The sequence below is a fragment of the Candidatus Pelagibacter sp. PS_10_02 genome, assembly GCF_059418005.1.
In genome coordinates this window covers 367,640-386,964 of record NZ_CM182076.1, presented here as the reverse complement: position 1 = coordinate 386,964, position 19,325 = coordinate 367,640, and the positions used below count along the sequence as shown (strand labels likewise).

The following is a 19,325-nucleotide window of genomic DNA, read 5'->3' as shown; positions in this document are numbered from 1 at the left end:
ATTAGACTATTTCAAAATCACTTTGACTAATTGCAGCAAATCCACCATCAATATGTGAAACCTTTTCAAAGCCCATTTCTTTTAAAGATTTTGCAGCAAGAGCAGATCTTAAACCACCCGCACAAAATAAAACCATTTCTTTATTCATGTCCAGCTTACCATCTTTGAAATAAGCACTATTTGGATCTAACCAAAATTCTAACATTCCTCTGGGAATATGGTTAGAGTTTTCAACTCTACCCATTTTATCCAATTCACCTTTTTCTCTAATATCAATTAAATTACATTTTCCTTCATTGGACAGCTTTAAAGCCTCTGCAGGAGTAATAGTTTTAATTTCTTTAAGTGCCTCAGAAACAAGAGTTTGTGATGATTTAATAGTCATAATACTGTAAAAATATAATCATAAACAATTATATGAAAAAAACCATCCTTAAAAAATTATTTATCAAAATTTCAAAATTTTTAGGATATCAGATTATTGATCAGGCAAATTTTTACTCCCCCACTCTTGATAAAGAATTAAGTAATGATCTTTCTTCAATTAACAAAAAATCTATTGTTTTGCCACTAGGCGAAGTTCCAATTACTAAAAAAGTAAAATCTGTACTGTTAATTTTTAGAACTAATACAGATATTGAGATTTGGGATCAAAATAAAAGAAGATTATTTGAAAAGCCAAAAATTGAATATTCATTAAGATCTTTAAATTCACTGATTAAATCAATTAAATTTTCTAAAAACAAATATTCTAATATAAATTTCAAAATGATAATTGTAGATGACAAGTCTAAAAAAGAAAACTTTGAAAAAATAGAAAAATTAGTAAATAAAAGTAATCTAGATATTAATATTATTTCAGTAGATCATGAAAAATATATAAATAAAATTAAGCCACAAAAAACTCATCAAACTTTTTCAAATTTGGCAAGCTTGCTTCAATGTTTTGAATTAGGAAAAAAATATGGTGAAGATTTAATTTACTTTGTAGAGGATGACTATTTACATTTTGAGTCAATGTTAGAAGAAATGATTGCATCTTATGAAAGAATTGCTTCCCAGGTTAATAGAGATATTTTTATGTGTCCTGCTGATTATCCTTATCTTTATATGAATAATCAAAAGAGTAATATTATAATTGGTAATAAGCGACATTGGCGTACAATCAATCAGACCTTATGTACTTTTCTGACAACTAAAATTTTACTTAATAAATATTGGGAAAACTTTAATAAAACTTGTCTAGATCGACATGATCCTTTTGAAAAATATTTAAATGATATTTATAAAGATGAATTTTGTATATCACCTTTAAAGAGTTTATCTTTGCATTTAACCAACATAAACTCCAGTTATGGTCTGTCCCCTTTTATAGATTATAAAAAACTATGGGATGCAAATGAAGTAGTTGATGCTTAAGATAAATTCTAAAGCTCCTAATTTTAATCTAGTTTCTACTAATGGTAGTTCGTATTCATTAAAAAATTCTATTGGAAAATATGTAGTTCTATATTTTTATCCAAAAGATGATACTCCAGGATGCACTATTGAGACTAAAGACTTTAATAAATTATTATCCAAATTTAAAAAACTTAATTGTGAGGTATTTGGTATTTCAAAAGATAACCTTAAAAGTCATCATAAATTTAAAGAAAAATATAAAATTAGATTTGATCTTTTAGTAGATGAAGAAATTAAAATTGTAAAAAGTTATAAAGTTTGGGCTAAAAAAAAATTTATGGGTAAAGAGTTTATGGGTGTAGTTAGAAGTACATTTTTGATTGATCCTAAGGGTAAAATTGTAAAAATTTGGGACAATGTAAAAGTTAAAGATCATGCACAAGAAGTCTTGAGTACCCTAAAAGACCTTTAGAAATAAAAAAGGCCCCAATTAAGGGGCCCTTTTTCAACTATAAGAGAGCAATAGTTATATTTTTAATCTCTAATTGCGTAAGCAATTACACCTGTTTCTGAAACGTCTGTTCCTTTTGTTTCAGCTTCTTTACTTAATCTTAGGCCAACAGTTGCCTTCATAATCGACCACACAATGCAGGCAATAACGAAGATAAATATATTAACTGCTAGTACTCCAATTAACTGAGCGCTAAAAGAAGCATCAGGGTTAGTTGCTGGTACAATTAATGTTCCCCAGATACCTGCGAACAAGTGAGCAGGGATAGCTCCTACAACATCATCAATTTGTAAAGCAAATAATAATTTAGTACCATAGACAACAATTACACCCCCTACACCACCAATTAAGATAGCAGCTAATGGTGATGGCATTAATGGTTCAGCTGTAATTGCAACAAGTCCACCAATACATCCGTTAAGCATCTGTACAACGTCAGTTTTTCCAAATCCTAATCTTGTAACTGTTGCAGCAGCCATTACACCACCAGCTCCAGCTAAGAACGTATTAATAAAGATTGTTGACACAGCAATTGCATCAGCAGCAGTTCCCATAGCTAGTTGTGAACCACCATTGAAACCAAACCAACCTAACCATAAAATAAATACACCAACTGTAACTAATGGAATTGATGAAGCAGCAAATGGCTTAATAGGAGCTGGCGCACCTGACTTTGTAAATCTTCCAAGTCTTGGTCCAATTATTATTGCGCCCGCTAAAGCTGCGGCACCACCAGTTGAGTGCACAAGAGTTGAACCAGCAAAATCAGAAAAACCTAATTCTGCTAACCAGCCTCCACCCCACTGCCAACCCATTACGATTGGATATAAAATTCCAGCTAAAATTGCTGCAAATAAAAAGAATGGCCATAATTTAATTCTTTCAGCCATTGCACCTGATACAATAGATACTGTAGTTGCACAAAATACCATCTGGAAATACCAATCAGATCCATCTGAATAACCTGTTTCAATTGCACTACTATCAGACCAAGGAATAATAGTTCCTATATATCCACCTTCTGGTATGCCGTAAGCTAAATTATAACCTACTAACCAGAACATTATTCCAGCTATTGAAAATAAACCGATATTTTTTGCACAAATTACTGATACACTTTTTGAAGTTACCATCCCAGATTCTAGCATTGCAAAACCCGCCGCCATGAACATGACAAGGAAACCACAAATTAAAAATAATAGAGTATTAAAAATAAACCCTACTTCTGCTGAAACTGTAGTCTCAGCATTTCCGATACTTGTTAAGCCCATTAATATTACTAATGAATATAAAGGTGCTGTTATTAGTTTAATCATTTTAGTCATAAGACCTCCCGTTAATGAAAAAACTTATAATTTAATGACTTATAAAAACTAACGCTGATTAGGAAAAATAGCTATGCAGTATTCGCATATAGAAACGGCCTAATTGCTTATACTTAAAACATTTAGGCCGTTTAAAAAAAAGTGTTATTTATTGAATACTTCTTTTAATGCTTTTGCTGGTAAGAATTTAACTTTTTGAGAGGCTCCGATTTGAATTTGCTCTCCAGTTCTTGGATTTCTTCCAACTCTAGCTTTTCTTTTTGCTACTTTATAAGTACCAAATCCAGCGATCTTAACTGAATCATCGCCTTTTAAAGCATCTAGAATAGTGTTTGTTATCGTATCAAAAGTACGCTCTGCATCAGCTTTACTTAGGTTTAAAGAACCTGAAAGTTTAGCGATTAGTTGTTTTTTGTTCATTTATTTAGCTCCGGTTTTATTGGTTATTTTCACATAATTTACATAAAACCTTATAAATCAAGCTTTTTATTAGTGTCTCTTAAAATAGAAACCCCAACATATTGTGATTAATTAAATAAACGTTGATTTTAAAAGGTTATTTAAGAAATGTAATTGTTAAAAAACTTAAATAAACCAACATCTTTTAGGTCATTAAATGTGGTGAAAAACATCAATGATAACAATAAAAACATACCGATTCGAAAAAAACCTTCTTGTGTTTTTTGTGATAAGGGACGACCTAATATTTTTTCAATTCCATAAAACATTAAATGTCCACCATCAAGCATTGGAATTGGAAACAAATTGATTAGCCCTAAACTTATAGAAATATAGGCCATTAAACTAATAAAAGGTAAAATACCAAATTCTGCAACCTGTCCACTTATTTTTGCAATTCTTATGGGTCCACCTAATTGTGAGCTATCACCATTTCCAGCGATCATACTACCTAAGTATTTAAGTGATGAGGTAGTCACATAATAAACCTCATTAACAGCATAATATATAGCTTTAGAGGGACCAAGTTTTACATGGTTTACTTCATTATTGTAAGCTCCAAGTTTTATGCCAATCATTCTTTTATTGATTTTATTACCAAGATTGTCTTCGCTGTTAACTAAATTGGGCTTAACTCTAAAAATTAGTTCTTGATCAAATCTTTTTATAGTAAAGCTTATAAATTCATCAGTAGACATGGTGATAAATTTAGAGACATCCATTATGCTTTTTACCTCATTGCCATCAATTGAAATCACAATATCATTATCTTTTAGGCCTGCTACCATTGCAGGACTATCTTTTTGAACTTCATTAATCACAGCTGGAGTAAAGTCTTTGCCAGCAAATGTATAAATTGAAAAAAATATCAAAATTGCTAATAAAAAATTAGCTAAAGGGCCACCAAAAACAATTAAAGCTCTTTGATATAAAGGCTTTAATACAAATAATTTTTCTTGATCTTCTTTACTATATTCTTTTATAATTTTTTCATTATCAGCTTGGCTATAAACATTTCTATCACCAAAAAATTTAACATATCCACCAAGTGGTATGACACAGATCTTCCATCGCGTACCAGATTTATCATTCCAACCAAACATTTCTTTTCCAAATCCAATGGAAAAATCAGTAACCCCTACTCCATAGCGTTTAGCAAAATAATAGTGCCCATATTCATGGATAAAAACCACTACAACAATTAGAGCTATAAAGGGTAAAATATAAGATAACATAATGATGGTTAATAATACTGTTTTTAAACTAAATTTCTAGCTCTTAATATTATAACCTTTTTTAAGTAAGATGCTCACAAGTGTAATACAGACCATTAAGAAGAAGACCATTGAGCTGATACTGATCCAGATATTAAAATCAGACACCCCATAAAAAGAAAATCTTAAACCATCAATTAAATAAACCACAGGATTAAAATAAGAAACTGTTTGCCAAAACGGTGGCAGCATATCAAGAGAATATAAACTTCCTCCAAGAAAAACCATGGGTGTAATAACTAACGACGGGATTATAGACATTTGTTCGAAGTTTTTACTAACAACACCAATTAAGAAACCAAATAATGCAAAGGTAAAAGAAACCAAAACTAATAAAAATATCATCAACGTTGGATATTTGACTGTGACATCAGCAAAAAAGGATGCGGTGGTATAAATTACAGTTCCAACGATTAATGTTTTGGTAGCTCCTGCTCCAACAAAAGCAATTACTGTTTCAAGTGTTGAGATAGGTGCTGCTAAAATTTCATTAATAGTTCCATTAAATTTTGGAAAAAATATTCCGAAAGATGTATTGCTTATAGATTGAGTTAACAAGGTTAACATTAATAATCCAGGGACAATGTATGATCCGTAACTCACACCATCAATTTTTTGAATATAACTGCCAATAACTGAACCGAAGACAACAAAATATAATGAGGTTGATATAACAGGAGATAAAATGGATTGACCTACAGTTCTTATAAATCTATTCATCTCGTGAACATATATAGCTTTAAAACCATAATAATTAAATTTCATTGTTCTCCTTTACCAAATTAACAAATATTTTTTCTAATGTGCTTTGTTCAGTTTTTAAATCTTTTAATTTTAAGCCAGCATCTTTTAAATTTTGCAATAAATCTGTAATCCCAGTTTTTTCTGCCTGAACATTATAAGTATAAATTAAATTTATATTTTCATTACCTATTTCAAGATTATACTTAGATAAATCTTCGGGTATTTTTGTAATTTTTTCTTGTAACTCTACAGTTAACTTTTTATGGCCCATTTTTTTAATAAGTTCTTTTTTGTCTTCAACAACAATAATTTCACCTTGATTAATAACAGCCACCCGATCAGCAATAGCTTCTGCTTCTTCAATATAATGAGTAGTTAGAATAATAGTTACTCCTGTTTTTCGAAGTTCATCAACAACTAGCCACATATCTCTTCTAAGCTCAACATCTACACCTGCTGTTGGTTCATCAAGAAACAATATTTTAGGCTCATGCGATAAAGCTTTAGCAATTAAAACTCTTCTCTTCATTCCGCCCGATAATTGTCTAAGCCTTTGGTCTTTTTTATCCCACAAGGTTAAATCTTTTAAAACTTTTTCAATATGTTTTGGGTTAGGTGATTTTCCATAAAGTCCCCTAGAATAAGATACAGTATCAAAAACTGTTTCAAAAGATTCTAAATTTAGTTCTTGAGGAACAAGTCCTATTCTTGATCTTGTCTCTCTATAATTTTTTATAATATCAAAATTATCTATTGTAACTGTGCCTGAGGAAGGCTTAACAATACCACAAATAATACTAATTAAACTAGTTTTGCCAGCACCGTTTGGTCCAAGCATTGCAAGAATCTCTCCTTGTTTTACTTGAAGACTAATATTCTTAAGCGCATTAAAGCCATTATCATAAACTTTGGATAAGTTGTTAATGGATATTTGAATCTCAGACATTTGTTAAGGTGTATATAGTTACTTATACACCTTTTACAAATTATTAGGTCTATTTTTTAGATCCTTTTATTTTCCAAAATATTACGGGCAAAAAAGTTGCGATAATAAAAGATAAAAACAACAATGATTGAGAGACAAAAGCTGGAAAAGTATCTACTGGTAAAATTATACCAACTAACAAACTCTTTGAAAAATCAGGAGCTGGGAATAAAAGAAATCCTCCAATTAATCCAATAATAATTGAAATGTATGCTGTTTTTTCATTCAACTTCTTATTATAGAAACTATAAAAAACAGTAAGTACAAACGCACAACAAAATAAATCAGCTAATAAGAATAAGTATAAAACACTGAACCCTTTTGAGGCAATTACAAAAGCTATAATTGAAAGTACTACTATAAAATATTTTGAAAAAGTTAAGTAATTAGTTTTCTTATTTAAATTTAAAGTCGCTTTACCATCAACTACTATTAAGCTTGATATTGCATTAACTAAAGTATCAACAGTACTAATTGTTAATGACAAACCAAGGATCACAATTATTAATGATAAAAATTCTGTCTGATCACTTAATAATAAAGAGAAGAAACCAAGGTCAGGAATAACTTTGGGATTAGCTGATACTGCAACTAAACCACTAAAGCCCATAAAAAAGACTATTGGAATAATTACAATAAATGCAACAATTAAACTTTTCTTTAAAACTTCGTTATTTTTTGCGGCATAAACTCTTTGCCAATTTCCTTGGTGGAAAAGATTGGTTGCTGCAACTGCTATAAAGAAAGTTAATCCTGCGGTATAGTTTGGAATATAACTTGCACTTAATAAGTGAGGACTTTTTTCTTTAATAAATGAGAAAGAAAACTGATCTCCTGTAAATGATGTTAGATAAAATACTGAAATTAATAATAAAGCTACAATTACAATCATTTGAATATTATCTGTAAAAATTGAAGCTCTTAATCCACCATATAAAGTATAAGCAAGTGTTGCGATCAAAATAATTAAAGAAGTAACCCAAAGCTCAGTGCCCGAAATATAATTTATCAATATTGCAACAGCTGTAACTTCAGCGCATAAAAAAACAAACATATAAAATACTGTCATCAGTAAAATAAGTTTAAATAAACTCTTACCAAATCTTTTTCTTAAAAATTCAATTAAAGTTGAACCTTTTGGAAACTCCGTTCTTATTTTCTTTCCAAGTGAAATTAAAAAGATCATAGGAAATGCTGTTCCTAACGCGTAACCAATCACAGCTCCAATTCCACCCCATGTTGCAGCTGATGCTGGACCAAATAAAATCCAAGCCCCTAGTGCTGATGCAATTAGGCTTGTTGTTAGTGAAAAGAAACCAATGTTTCTATTCGCAGTTAGATAATTGTTAATCCCTTGATATTTTTTAGAGTAAATTAATCCAACTATTGTAAAGATTAAGCTTATAGTTATGACGAGTGTTAATGATGTTGATTGACTTATAAAGTATGTTTTATCCATTGTTCTCCCTTTCTGAATTACCGGACAGGTTATTAGGGTTTATTCTCAGTCAGTTACGACACCCCTAACAATTTTTATAGACTATAATTTAGAATATTAAAGAGAAACTTAGTGTTTAGTATCTAATATTTCTAAAGGTAATGGTGCTTCAGGGTATTTTTCTTTACACAATTTTTCATAATTTTTGCAAAGAGTACTTACTGTGTCATGTGCTTCATCTTTTGAAGTTAAAAATTTAATTAAAGTATCTCTCTCGAGTTCGATTTCTTTAATATCTGCTCCTCTTAAATATTCACCAGTTTCAACTTCCCAGTAAGTATCATTTAATTCACCAATATCTAAAGTATTAAGTTTACTCTGAAGTTCAATAATAATCTCATCGTCCGTTTTACTATCTTTCATTGGAGAGTTAACTAATTTTCCTAAACATTTGTCTTTAAGATCATCTAAAAAAGTATTGTAGGGTTTACCTTCAGCTAAACCTTGAAAGTGATTGCTTTCAAAGTACTTACTGATTGCAGCATTTGTTGAAATTTTATTTTTACCCTTAGCAACAGCTACTTGAACGTAAACTTCCTGGCTAATGTATTCGTTTAAATAATCTTTAATTTTATCCGATAACATTAGTTAAAAAATTACAGAGTTTTTAAAGGATCGACATAATCATACCCAAAAACATCAGCCACTGCTTTATACGTTACTTGACCTTTACAAACGTTTAGTCCTGCAAGTAAATGTTTATCATCACTTAGTGCTTTAGCATAACCCTTGTTTGCAATTTTAATTAGATGTGGAAGAGTTGCAGTATTTAATGCAATCGTTGAAGTTCTTGGAACTCCACCTGGCATATTTGCTACACAGTAATGAACAACATCATCAATAATAAAAGTTGGGTCACCATGAGTTGTTGGTTTACTCGTTTCAACACAGCCCCCTTGGTCAATTGCAACATCAACTATTACAGATCCTCTTTTCATTAATTTTAACATTGGTTTAGTAACTAATTTTGGAGCTTCAGCACCTGGAATTAAAACACCTCCAATTAAAAGATCAGCTTCTGCAACTAATTTGTTTAAATCAATTTTATCACTTTGTTCTGGAATAATTTTATCACCAAAAATTTCAACAAGTTGTTTTAGTCTTGCTTCAGATTTATCAACAATATGAACTTTGGCTCTCATACCAGTTGCTATCACTGCAGCATTTTCTCCAACAACACCACCACCTAAAATAACAACTGTTCCACCTTCAACTCCAGGAGCACCACCTAATAAAAGCCCTCTACCATTTTGATTTTTTTCTAAACAATGTGCACCAGCTTGAACTGACATACGTCCAGCAACTGCACTCATTGGTGCTAGTAATGGCAATCTTCCGTTGTCATCTGTAACCGTTTCATAAGCTATACAAACACCTTTAGATTTAATTAAGCCTTCTGTTAATTCTTTAGCTGCTGCCAAATGTAAATAAGTATAAACAATCTGATTTTCTCTAATCATCTTAACTTCACCTGATTGAGGCTCTTTTACTTTGACAATAATATCTGCATCATTGAAAATGTCTTCGGCTTTATCAATGATTTTAGCACCAACACTTGTATATTGATCATTTTCAAAACCAGCTTCAAAACCACCATTATTTTCAACTAAAACTTCATGACCCTCTGATATTAAAGTTTTTACACTCTCGGGTGTTAATCCAATACGATGTTCTTGGGGTTTGATTTCTTTAGGTACACCAATTTTCATAACTCTCTCTCTCTCTCTTTAATTCAAAATTTTAAAGTTTTAAAGTTTTTAATTTTTTTGATTTTTTTGATAGTTAGTAATACCAGTTCTTAACTTTTCAATAATCTCATCAATGTGTTTTTCTTCACAAATAAATTGAGGAGCTATAATCAAACAATCTCCTGTAGCTTTAAAGTTAACACCAGCTTCATAGCATGCTTTAAAACATTCATAGCCAGCTTTACCTGGTTTAGTATTTAGTTTCATGTCTATACCACCCATCATTCCATATCCTCTAATATTGTCTACTGACTCTAGATCTTGAAGAGAGAACAGCCCTTTTTGAAAATAAGGAGCTAAATTTTTTGCTCTATTGAAAATATCATCTTTTTCAAAAATATCTTGAACCGCAAGAGCAGCCGCAACTGCTACTGGAATTCCTGAATAAGTGTAACCATGAAATAATTCAACTGAACCTGTTGGTGAAGCATCCATTACCGCATCATAAATATAATCATTACATGCAACAACACCCATAGGTACAACACCATTTGTTGTAGCTTTAGCCATTGTCATAATGTCAGGAGTTACACCAAATTCATCTGCACCGAATTTAGAACCAGTTCTACCCCAGCCAGTTATTACTTCATCAAAAATTAAAAGTATTCCATGCTTGTCACAGATCTCTCTTAATTTCTGTAAATATCCTTTTGGTGGAACTAATGTTCCAGTAGATCCAGCAATAGGTTCAACTATACAAGCAGCTATGTTTTCACCACCAAAGTTTTGACAAATAGTTTCTAAATCATTTGCTAAGTAGTCTCCTGTTTCTGGTTGACCACTAACAAATTTATGCTCTGGCAAATGTGTATGACTAATATGTTGAACACCTGGCATTAAAACACTTGCGAATGTTTTAACATTGTTCACCATTCCACCAACAGAAATACAGCCAATGTTCATTCCATGGTAACCCCGTTCACGTCCAACAAACCTAAATCTTTCTGCATGACCTTTTGCTCTATGATAAGCTATAGCAATTTTAAGTGCAGTCTCAACGGCTGTAGATCCGCATATAGTAAAAAACATTTTGTTTAAGTCACCAGGTGTATGTTTTGAAATTTTTGTAGCAAGCTCAAATGAGCCACCAAAACCTTGTTGAAAAGGTTGTGCGTAGTCTAATGTTTCTAATTGTTTTGTAACGGCTTCTGTAATTTCTCTTCTACCATGACCAAGTGGATTACAAAATAAACCTGAGCTCGCATCTATTTGAGTTTTGCCATGATGAGTTTTTAAATAAACCCCTTTAGCTTCTGTAATTAATCTTGGGTTTGCTTTAAAATCTTTATTAGATGTAAAAGGCATCCAATGTTCATTTAGTGAATTAGGTACTGCAGTTCTATTTTCTGAGCTCATAAATTTCTCTCTGTTTATGTGTTGTTTTATAAATTCTATTTTTAAGTATTAGACTAAATCATAATGTTTTCTAGAATTATTTTTTTTAGAATCTTTCTTAAGTAAATACAACTTACAAGTGTAAAAAATTTGTTTTACATCCTTTCGAATATCAATTTAAATACATGTATTTTAATTAAATTACTAACAGAGGAATAATAATGAAAAAAGTGATTAGTTTTATTCTAGGAACATTGGTTGCTCTTAACCTATCTATATCAGTTGCAAATTCAGCTGCTAAAGAAGTTAGGGTTGCTTTCTTTCTAGAATGGCCAACGCCAAACCAAGAAGATAAAGTTAAAGGCTTATACGAAAAAGCTTTAGGTGTACCAGTTAAGTGGACTAACTTTTCTAACGGAGTAGCGATGACTGATGCTATGTTAGCTGGAGATATCGATATTTCTTACTCACAAGGTTTAATGCCATATATCAATGCTGTGAAAGCTAAAGCACCAATTAAACTTGTTGATATTGCTATGGAATACGGAATGGGTGGAACTACATGTGTTACATCTAATGCTTCTGGTATTACAAAAGCAAATGCATCTGAATTAGAAGGTAAAAAAGTTGCCGTTCCACTTGGAACAATGGCTGAGTATGTTTTTACTGAAAGTATGAAAGTTGTTGGAGCTGATAGATCTAAAATGAGTATTATTGCAATGGACCCAGAAGAAGGTGCTGCTGCATTAGTAAGTGGTGATGTTGTAATGGCTTGCCTATTTGGAGGTAACTCTATTAAAGCTGCAACTGCAGTTGGATCAAGACTTTTAACTGTTCAAGAAGCAAGAGATGCTGGTATCTTAGGTATTGATATTACATCTGTTACTAACAAGTTCATGAAAGAAAATCCTGGAATGTTAAGAACTTTCATCGAAGTAACTCATGAAGCTAATGCTAGATACGCTGCTGGTAAATCAGATATGAATGTAATAGCTAAAGATGCTGAAATGAAACTTGGTGATATGAAAGAAACTATCGGTGGATTTAAATTTCTGAACGCTGCAGAAACTAAAAAATCTATGGAAAGTGGTAATCTTGATAATTTCTTAAAAGGACTAGATACTCCTAGAGGAACAGTAGATACAAGTTTCTTACCTCTATAATTTATAGAGTTAGAAAAATTTAAATAGGCACCAATTTTAAAATTGGTGCCTATTTTTTTAATTAAAAATTTATTACATAGAAGTAATTATGAGCGATCTAGTTTCTCAAAATCTCAATATGATTTTTAAAACACCTAATGGAGAAACTGTCCACGCTTTAAAAGACGTAAATTTTACTTTGAAAAAAGGAGAACTATTAACAGTTCTCGGACCTTCTGGCTGTGGAAAAACAACTTTACTTAATATCACTGCTGGATTTTTAAGACCTACTTCAGGTCAAATAACTTTAGGCAACAATGAAATAAACGGACCGGGTGTTGAAAGAGGAATGGTTTTTCAACAAGGTGCTTTATTTGAATGGTTGACTGTTGCTGAAAATGTAAATTTTGGTTTAAGAATGAAAAAGGAAGATCCAATACAAACTGCAAAAAAAGTTGAAGAATGGTTAGAAATTGTAGGTCTACAAGGTTTTGGGGATACTCCTACTTATCAATTGTCAGGTGGTATGCAGCAAAGGGTTGCTCTCGCAAGATGTTTGATTAATGATCCAGATTTAATTTTAATGGATGAGCCATTAGGAGCTCTAGATGCACTTACTAGAGAAAAAATGCAGTCACTTGTATTAAAAATTTGGAAGGAAACTGGAAAAACAATTGTTTTAATTACTCACTCAGTAGAAGAGGCACTATTACTTGGTGAAAGACTTTATGTAATGGCACCAAGACCTGGGAGAATTCATAAGGAATACAATCTTCCATTTGCATCAATGGGATTAAAAGAAGATTTAAGAGATATCAAAAATTTAAAAGATTTTACAAGTAAAAGAGAAGAAATTTTAACCATGATTTGGAACATGGAAGAAGAAATAATGGGAAAAGATATTTAGTATGTTTACACAAATCATCACCTTTTTTATAATAGTAGCTATCATTGGCTGCATTATGTATGGCCGAAAGCTTATTAGAACTGAAAAAATTGATGCAGTGTTTGGTAACCCCGAAAGAGCTAAAGGAGGTACACACTGGATTATTGTTGGAAGTAGTGTAATTTTATTAACTTGGCTTTATTATTCATGGGATATTGCAAAATCTTTTTATCCTCAATCAGCTAATGAATTATGTCAAGTTGGTAAAGTAAACGACTCGTTAGTATCATTAAAATATTTATTCCCAATTGAAGAAAGAGAATTCAAAAGTACATCAATCATTAAAACTGAAAATAAAAATATAGCTAAACTTAGAAATGAAATTCAAAACTCAAAAAAAATTAGTGAGCAACACAGATCATTTTTAATTCGATTAATTGATAAAACTAAATCAACTATTCCATTATTAACAAATGAAAGTTTACTAGAAAATCAAACAAAAATTAAAATTTCAGAGCTTGCTGGTAAAATTGATCAATTATCTAATGAATTTCAGAAAAAAGATTATCCCTTTGAAAAATCAGAACAAAGAAACAAAAGATTAATTGATGCTCAAGCTGAAGGTGGCTGGGGCGCATCTTCAACATCTCTTGATAATAAAGTTGAAATTCCTACTATTCCTAAAACTAATAAAGGTTTAAAATTTGATGCAGCTGCTCAAGAATTAAAAATAATTAGTGATGAGTTTTTTAAGCTAAAAAATCATAACTTTCAGTACGAATCAGCAATGAAAGAAATTAAAGATGATGTTAAGGCATTTAGAAAAGCAGCAGATGATAGTGAAGAAGTGGCTTCAACATTAGCCAAAGATGTTCTTAAAATTGCAAGACGAATTGAGTATGCAAGTATTTTTCCACCAAACACATTGGATGGAATACAAAAATCTATACTTAGATTTGATGAGGTGCAAAAAGATGAGCAAGGATCTTTAAGATTAGTTGATATTTTTTTATTTCCAGCAGGAACCATTGTATCAAGTGGTCCAAACTGCTCCGAACAAGGTTCTGGTAGATGGTTGCCAAAACCATCAGATACATTAAATAAATTTATTCTTTTATCTAAACCTAGTGTTGGATTTAAGAACATTCCATTACTTTGGTTTGAGATGATGGATGTTAGCAAAATAGTTGGTTTTATTTTACCTGATTGGATTGCAGATATAGTTCCTGGTAATTATCCTATTCATAGTGAAAATGGTGTAGTTGAGCCAAACTTCAAAAGTAAAGTTTTAAGTGTAGCTACAGGTGATTTTAAATTATTCAAGATACCAGTTCCAATGGGGCATATATGGGATTCTTTTTTAAGAGTATTTTTAGGATTAATGCTTGGAATTATATTTGGTGTGCCTCTTGGATTGTTTATGGGACTAAATAGATTTGCTAAAGGGTTTTTTGATCCTTTAATTGAATTATATAGACCTGTTCCACCACTTGCTTGGGCTCCACTTATCATCTCTGTTTTAGGTATTGATAATGTTGGAAAAATTTTTTTACTTTTTATGGTATCATTTTCTATTATGATTATATCAGCTAGAGCTGGTGCATCAGGAACTCAATTATCAAAAATCCATGCTTCACACTCACTAGGTGCATCGAGATGGCAAATATTAAGATATGTAATATTTCCAAATTCATTACCAGAAATATTAACTGGTGTTAGAGTTGCGGTTGGTATGTGTTGGGGAACTCTAGTTGCAGCTGAATTTCTAGCAGGAACAACTGGTATAGGGTTTGTTGAAAATGTTGCTAAAAAATATTTTCAATATGAGGTTATTTGGATTACAATTTTTATAATGGGAATGCTTGGATTATTGTTTGATGTAACTTTAAGAAAACTTATAGATAAATATATTCCTTGGAGAGGAAAAGGATAATCACACTATCCTTTTGAACAATTATGAATTCTTCAAAATTAAAGGCAATAATTAAAGATATATTTATAAAATATAAATTAAGTAAAGATCATGCTTCGATCTGTGCTGAGGCATTGATTAATGCTGAATTAGTTGGTGCACCCTCACATGGGTTATCTCGTCTTAAAATGTATTGTGATCGAATTTCCAAAAAAGTGATCAATCCAAGAGCTAAAATTAAAATTAAAAAAATTTCTCAATCAATTGCTCATATTGATGCGAATAATAGTATTGGCTTTGTTGCGGCAGATACTGCCATTAAAACTGCCATAAATAATGCTAAGAAAACAGGGATAGGCTTAGTTGCAGTTAAGAATAGTGGTCATTATGGTTTGTCCGGCTATTACGCAGAGCAAGCTGTTAAAAAAGGCTTAATGGTTATGGTGTTTACAAATGCACCTCCAGCAGTTGCACCTCATGGTGCATTAAAAAGTTTATTTGGAACAAACCCTATTTGTTTTGGAACTCCCACTGGATCAAAGGTTCCTTTTATTTTAGATACATCTATTTCAATGATTAATAGAGGAAAAATTAGAGTAGCAGCAAGAGAGGGAACTAAAATTCCTGAAGGTGTTGCTTTAGATAAGTTTGGTAAAACCACTACTGACCCTAAAAAAGCATTAGAAGGTGTTCAATTACCAATAGCTGGTTTTAGAGGTTCAGGATTAGCCTGGATGGTTGACATTTTAAGTGGTGTATTAACTGGTGGTAATCATGCCGGAAGAGTTAAAGATCCATTTACTGATTTTAGTGGACCACAAAATATTGGTCATTTATTTTTTGTGTTAAAGCCTAATTTATTTGTCGGTAATTCTTTTAATAAAAGAATAAAAGATAATATTAAAACTATAAAAAAACTACCTAAAATAAAAGGCGTAAAAGAAATTCTTTATCCAGGACAAAGTAAGTTCAAAAGATTTAAAAGTAATCTTAAAAAAGAAATTAATATCTCAAAAGCTGTTTTAAAAGACTTGGAGTATTTAAAGGATCGTTAACTAAAAGCCTTGGTTCCTATAAAGCAGCAAAAAGTCTCTCATTTGTTATCTCAGTCCATAAAGTGATATTTATAAATTAACTAACTATTGATCTAAAATTTGAAATTTAAAAGCATTTATCTTGATATTTTTACACTATATACTTTTGTAAATTTGAGGATAAAAATACCTTATGCTTTCTAATAAAGAAATTGTTTGTCCAAATAACCTTTTGGACCATGCCAATAAAAAAAGAGGCGTTAATGCAGCTATTGTTAATGCGGGTCTTCCCTTGCCCATGCTCTCTGTTCAAGATGCTGTAAAAGAAGGTCTTATCAGACCTATCTTTATAGGAAATAAAAAAGAGATCTTAAAATGTGCAGAAAATTTAAAATGGGATATCTCTGAATTTGAAATTATTGATGAGCCTGTAGAAAATAATACAGCTGCTATTGCTGCAAAGCTTGCTAGTGAAAAAAAGATAAAGATTATTGTTAAAGGTCATATTCATACAGATATTTTAATGAAAGAAGTTTTAAAAAGAGATTATAATTTACTTGGAAAAACTAGACTAAGCCACATATGGCATATGACAAATACTAAAGACGACAAACCACTTATAATTACTGATGGTGCTTTAAATGTTTTGCCTAATGTAAAAACCAAAATGCATATTTTAAGAAATGTAATTGATTTTTCAAATCGTATAGGAATTGAAAGACCAAAAGTTGCAGTTCTATCAGCGACAGAAGAAATTTTAGATAGTGTACCAAGCTCAATCGAAGCAGATGAAATTACAAAACTTGCAAAAGAAGAAAATTTAAATGCTGATGTTTTTGGTCCCCTGGCATTTGATAATAGTATTTCAAAAAAATCTGCTGCTATAAAAGGTGTTAAGAATATTGTTGCTGGTGATGCAGACGTATTATTGGTTCCAAGTGTTGAAACTGGAAATAGTTTGGTTAAAATGATGATTTACTTTATGGGAGCTTGTGCAGCTGGTGTAGTTGTTGGTGGTAAAGTTCCAATAGTAATTACAAGTAGATCTGATGAGGCACAAGCTAGATTGGCCTCTATTGCTGCTGCTGTTGTTACTTTAGACTGATTCTTCATTGAAATAATCATATTAATGTTTTAAATAAAGCTTCAAAATTAAAGAGGAAAACAATGGCTATAACTTATTTAAAAAAATCACCTAAAACATCATCAACAGATGACACTAAAACAACTGGAATTGTTCAAGATTTATTAAAAAATATTGAAACTACCAAAGAACAAGGGTGTATCGATCTTACAAAAAAATTTGATAAATATGATGGTGATATTATTGTTTCCAAAGAAAGAATTGAAGAAATCAAAAAAACATTAGACCAAAAAACAAAAGATGATGTTCAATTTTCATATGAAAGAGTTAGAAAGTTTGCTGAAGCACAATTAAAAAACTATGGTCAGGACTTTGAAGTGGAGCTTTCAGATGGATTATTTGCTGGTCAAAAGTTAATACCAGTTAATACTGCTGGATGTTATGTACCAGGAGGTCGTTATGCGCACATTGCATCTGCAGTGATGAGTGTAACAACCGCTAAAGTTGCTGGTGTAAAAAATGTTATTGCATGCAGCCCTCCTAAAGAAGGTGTGGGTGCTCATCCAACAATTATTTATACAGCAGATCTTTGTGGTGCTGATGTAATTTTAAATTTAGGTGGTGTTCCAGCTATAGCTGCAATGACTAATGGTTTATTTAATAATCCTCCTGCTGATATTATTGTTGGTCCTGGAAATCAATTTGTTGCTGAAGCTAAAAGAATTTTATTTGGAAAAGTTGGTATTGATTTATTTGCAGGTCCTACTGAAATTGGAATTATTGCAGATGCTAAAGCTGATCCTGAAATAGTTGCTGTTGATTTAGTGGGTCAAGCTGAACATGGTTATAATTCACCCTGCTGGTTATATACAACAAGCAAGGAACTAGCAGAAAAAGTGATGAAAAGAGTTCCAGAATTAATTGCAGAATTGCCTGAGGTTCCAAGAACAAACGCTGATGCGGCTTGGAGAGATTATGGAGAAGTTATTCTTTGTGATACTGATGAAGAAATGGCAACCATTAGTGACGAGTATGCTCCAGAACACTTAGAAGTTCAGACAGAAAATTTAGAGTGGTTTCACAAAAGACTTACTAACTACGGTTCTCTATTTATCGGAGAAGAAACGACTGTTGCTTATGGGGATAAATGTTCAGGAACTAATCACATACTTCCAACTAAAGGTGCAGGAAGATATACGGGTGGACTATTTGTTGGTAAGTTTGTTAAAACTTTAAGTTTCCAAAGAATGACTAAAGAATCTACAGAGCTAGTTGGTGCTGCAGCTGCAAGAATTTCTAGATACGAAGGAATGGAAGCGCACGCAAGAACCGGTGATGTTAGACTTAAAAAGTATGGTTATTCTAACTAAACTTAGATAATTTCTATTAACACTGTTAAGGCTAAAATAGACATAAAAAGAATAATTAAATAATTTATTCTTCTCCATATATTTTTACTTTTTAGATGTTTGGAAAAATATTTTGATAAATATCCCAACATAAAAAAAAATAAGAACGAGGAAGTAGCTGCACCAACTCCAAAATAATACTTATCTATCTGATTAAAATTTTTAGAAAAATTTCCAAGAAAAAATACAGTATCTGAATAAACATGTGGATTAAGAAAGGTAAATCCCAGAGTTTTAGTTAAAATCCCAAAAAAATTATTAGTTTTACTATCCATATTGAATGTTGCTTCTAAAACTTCAGTTTTTAATTTTCCCCAAATAAAATGTAATAAGAATATTAAGAGTAAAATGTTAAAGATTAGCTCTACTGTTGGAGTAAAAAAATTACTTAAATATTGAAATAAAAAAATACCTAAAAAAATTAACAATAAATCTGATAATGAACATACTAAACAAACAATAAAGATTTGTTGTTTTTTTAAACCTTGTTCAATGACAAATATATTTTGAGCACCTATTGCTAAGATTAAACTTAATCCAGTAAAAAAACCCAATAATAAAAAATCCATTAAGTTTTA

19 protein-coding genes are annotated in these 19,325 nt (G+C 31.2%); 8 read left to right on the top strand and 11 right to left on the bottom strand.

The window, feature by feature from the left end:
* Position 1: 1 nt before the first annotated feature.
* Entirely contained in the window at positions 2-385 is a 384-nt protein-coding gene (locus tag AC5SL1_RS02070) for a rhodanese-like domain-containing protein (RefSeq protein ID WP_494572670.1), read from the bottom strand.
* 32 nt (positions 386-417) lie between these two features.
* On the opposite strand from AC5SL1_RS02070, the gene AC5SL1_RS02065 reads away from it, so the two are divergent.
* The gene (locus tag AC5SL1_RS02065; RefSeq protein WP_494600109.1) at positions 418-1,419 is read left to right on the top strand and encodes a glycosyltransferase family 2 protein; all 1,002 of its coding nucleotides are present in this window, start codon (positions 418-420) and stop codon (positions 1,417-1,419) included.
* A complete protein-coding gene (bcp, locus tag AC5SL1_RS02060; RefSeq protein WP_494600108.1) occupies positions 1,412-1,873 on the top strand; it encodes a thioredoxin-dependent thiol peroxidase in 462 nt (153 codons plus the stop codon). Before AC5SL1_RS02065 ends, bcp begins: the two co-directional genes overlap by 8 nt.
* A gap of 62 nt (positions 1,874-1,935) precedes the next feature.
* On the opposite strand, the gene AC5SL1_RS02055 is transcribed toward bcp, so the two are convergent.
* The 9 genes from AC5SL1_RS02055 to aptA all read right to left on the bottom strand — a co-directional run bounded on the left by AC5SL1_RS02055 (position 1,936) and on the right by aptA (position 11,301).
* The gene (locus AC5SL1_RS02055; RefSeq protein ID WP_494600107.1) at positions 1,936-3,237 is read right to left on the bottom strand and encodes an ammonium transporter family protein; all 1,302 of its coding nucleotides are present in this window, start codon (positions 3,235-3,237) and stop codon (positions 1,936-1,938) included.
* Positions 3,238-3,381: 144 nt separating this feature from the next.
* Entirely contained in the window at positions 3,382-3,657 is a 276-nt protein-coding gene (locus AC5SL1_RS02050; RefSeq protein WP_271495401.1) for an HU family DNA-binding protein, read from the bottom strand.
* Between the two features lie 140 nt (positions 3,658-3,797).
* Entirely contained in the window at positions 3,798-4,931 is a 1,134-nt protein-coding gene (gene rseP, locus AC5SL1_RS02045; protein WP_494580460.1) for an RIP metalloprotease RseP, read from the bottom strand.
* Between the two features lie 36 nt (positions 4,932-4,967).
* Positions 4,968-5,735: an ABC transporter permease gene (locus AC5SL1_RS02040; protein WP_494580458.1), complete on the bottom strand. Its 768-nt coding sequence runs from the start codon at positions 5,733-5,735 to the stop codon at positions 4,968-4,970.
* A complete protein-coding gene (locus AC5SL1_RS02035; protein WP_494580456.1) occupies positions 5,725-6,660 on the bottom strand; it encodes an ABC transporter ATP-binding protein in 936 nt (311 codons plus the stop codon). Before AC5SL1_RS02035 ends, AC5SL1_RS02040 begins: the two co-directional genes overlap by 11 nt.
* A 49-nt stretch (positions 6,661-6,709) precedes the next feature.
* Positions 6,710-8,158, bottom strand: a complete 1,449-nt coding sequence (locus AC5SL1_RS02030) for a sodium:solute symporter family transporter (protein WP_494600106.1) — start codon at positions 8,156-8,158, stop codon at positions 6,710-6,712.
* A 108-nt stretch (positions 8,159-8,266) separates the two neighbouring features.
* Complete coding sequence (locus AC5SL1_RS02025; protein ID WP_494580452.1) at positions 8,267-8,782, bottom strand: hypothetical protein; 516 nt, start codon at positions 8,780-8,782, stop codon at positions 8,267-8,269.
* Positions 8,783-8,793: 11 nt separating this feature from the next.
* Positions 8,794-9,906 (bottom strand): alanine dehydrogenase, encoded by a 1,113-nt coding sequence (gene ald, locus AC5SL1_RS02020; protein ID WP_494600105.1) that lies wholly within the window; start codon positions 9,904-9,906, stop codon positions 8,794-8,796.
* A 48-nt stretch (positions 9,907-9,954) separates the two neighbouring features.
* Entirely contained in the window at positions 9,955-11,301 is a 1,347-nt protein-coding gene (gene aptA, locus AC5SL1_RS02015) for an omega-aminotransferase AptA (protein WP_494600104.1), read from the bottom strand.
* A gap of 200 nt (positions 11,302-11,501) precedes the next feature.
* On the opposite strand from aptA, the gene AC5SL1_RS02010 reads away from it, so the two are divergent.
* From AC5SL1_RS02010 to hisD, 6 genes are all read left to right on the top strand, one after another.
* Positions 11,502-12,443: an ABC transporter substrate-binding protein gene (locus AC5SL1_RS02010; RefSeq protein ID WP_494600103.1), complete on the top strand. Its 942-nt coding sequence runs from the start codon at positions 11,502-11,504 to the stop codon at positions 12,441-12,443.
* 88 nt (positions 12,444-12,531) lie between these two features.
* Complete coding sequence (locus AC5SL1_RS02005) at positions 12,532-13,329, top strand: ATP-binding cassette domain-containing protein (protein WP_494600102.1); 798 nt, start codon at positions 12,532-12,534, stop codon at positions 13,327-13,329.
* 1 nt (position 13,330) lies between these two features.
* Positions 13,331-15,241 (top strand): ABC transporter permease, encoded by a 1,911-nt coding sequence (locus AC5SL1_RS02000; protein WP_494600101.1) that lies wholly within the window; start codon positions 13,331-13,333, stop codon positions 15,239-15,241.
* 23 nt (positions 15,242-15,264) lie between these two features.
* Entirely contained in the window at positions 15,265-16,275 is a 1,011-nt protein-coding gene (locus tag AC5SL1_RS01995) for an Ldh family oxidoreductase (protein WP_494600100.1), read from the top strand.
* 172 nt (positions 16,276-16,447) lie between these two features.
* Positions 16,448-17,359: a bifunctional enoyl-CoA hydratase/phosphate acetyltransferase gene (locus tag AC5SL1_RS01990; protein WP_494580440.1), complete on the top strand. Its 912-nt coding sequence runs from the start codon at positions 16,448-16,450 to the stop codon at positions 17,357-17,359.
* A gap of 62 nt (positions 17,360-17,421) precedes the next feature.
* On the top strand, positions 17,422-18,708 hold the full coding sequence (gene hisD / locus AC5SL1_RS01985) for a histidinol dehydrogenase (RefSeq protein WP_271622958.1): 1,287 nt from the start codon (positions 17,422-17,424) through the stop codon (positions 18,706-18,708).
* A gap of 2 nt (positions 18,709-18,710) precedes the next feature.
* Here the strand turns inward: hisD and AC5SL1_RS01980 are convergent, their stop codons facing one another.
* A complete protein-coding gene (locus AC5SL1_RS01980) occupies positions 18,711-19,316 on the bottom strand; it encodes a LysE/ArgO family amino acid transporter (RefSeq protein WP_494580436.1) in 606 nt (201 codons plus the stop codon).
* Positions 19,317-19,325: the final 9 nt, after the last annotated feature.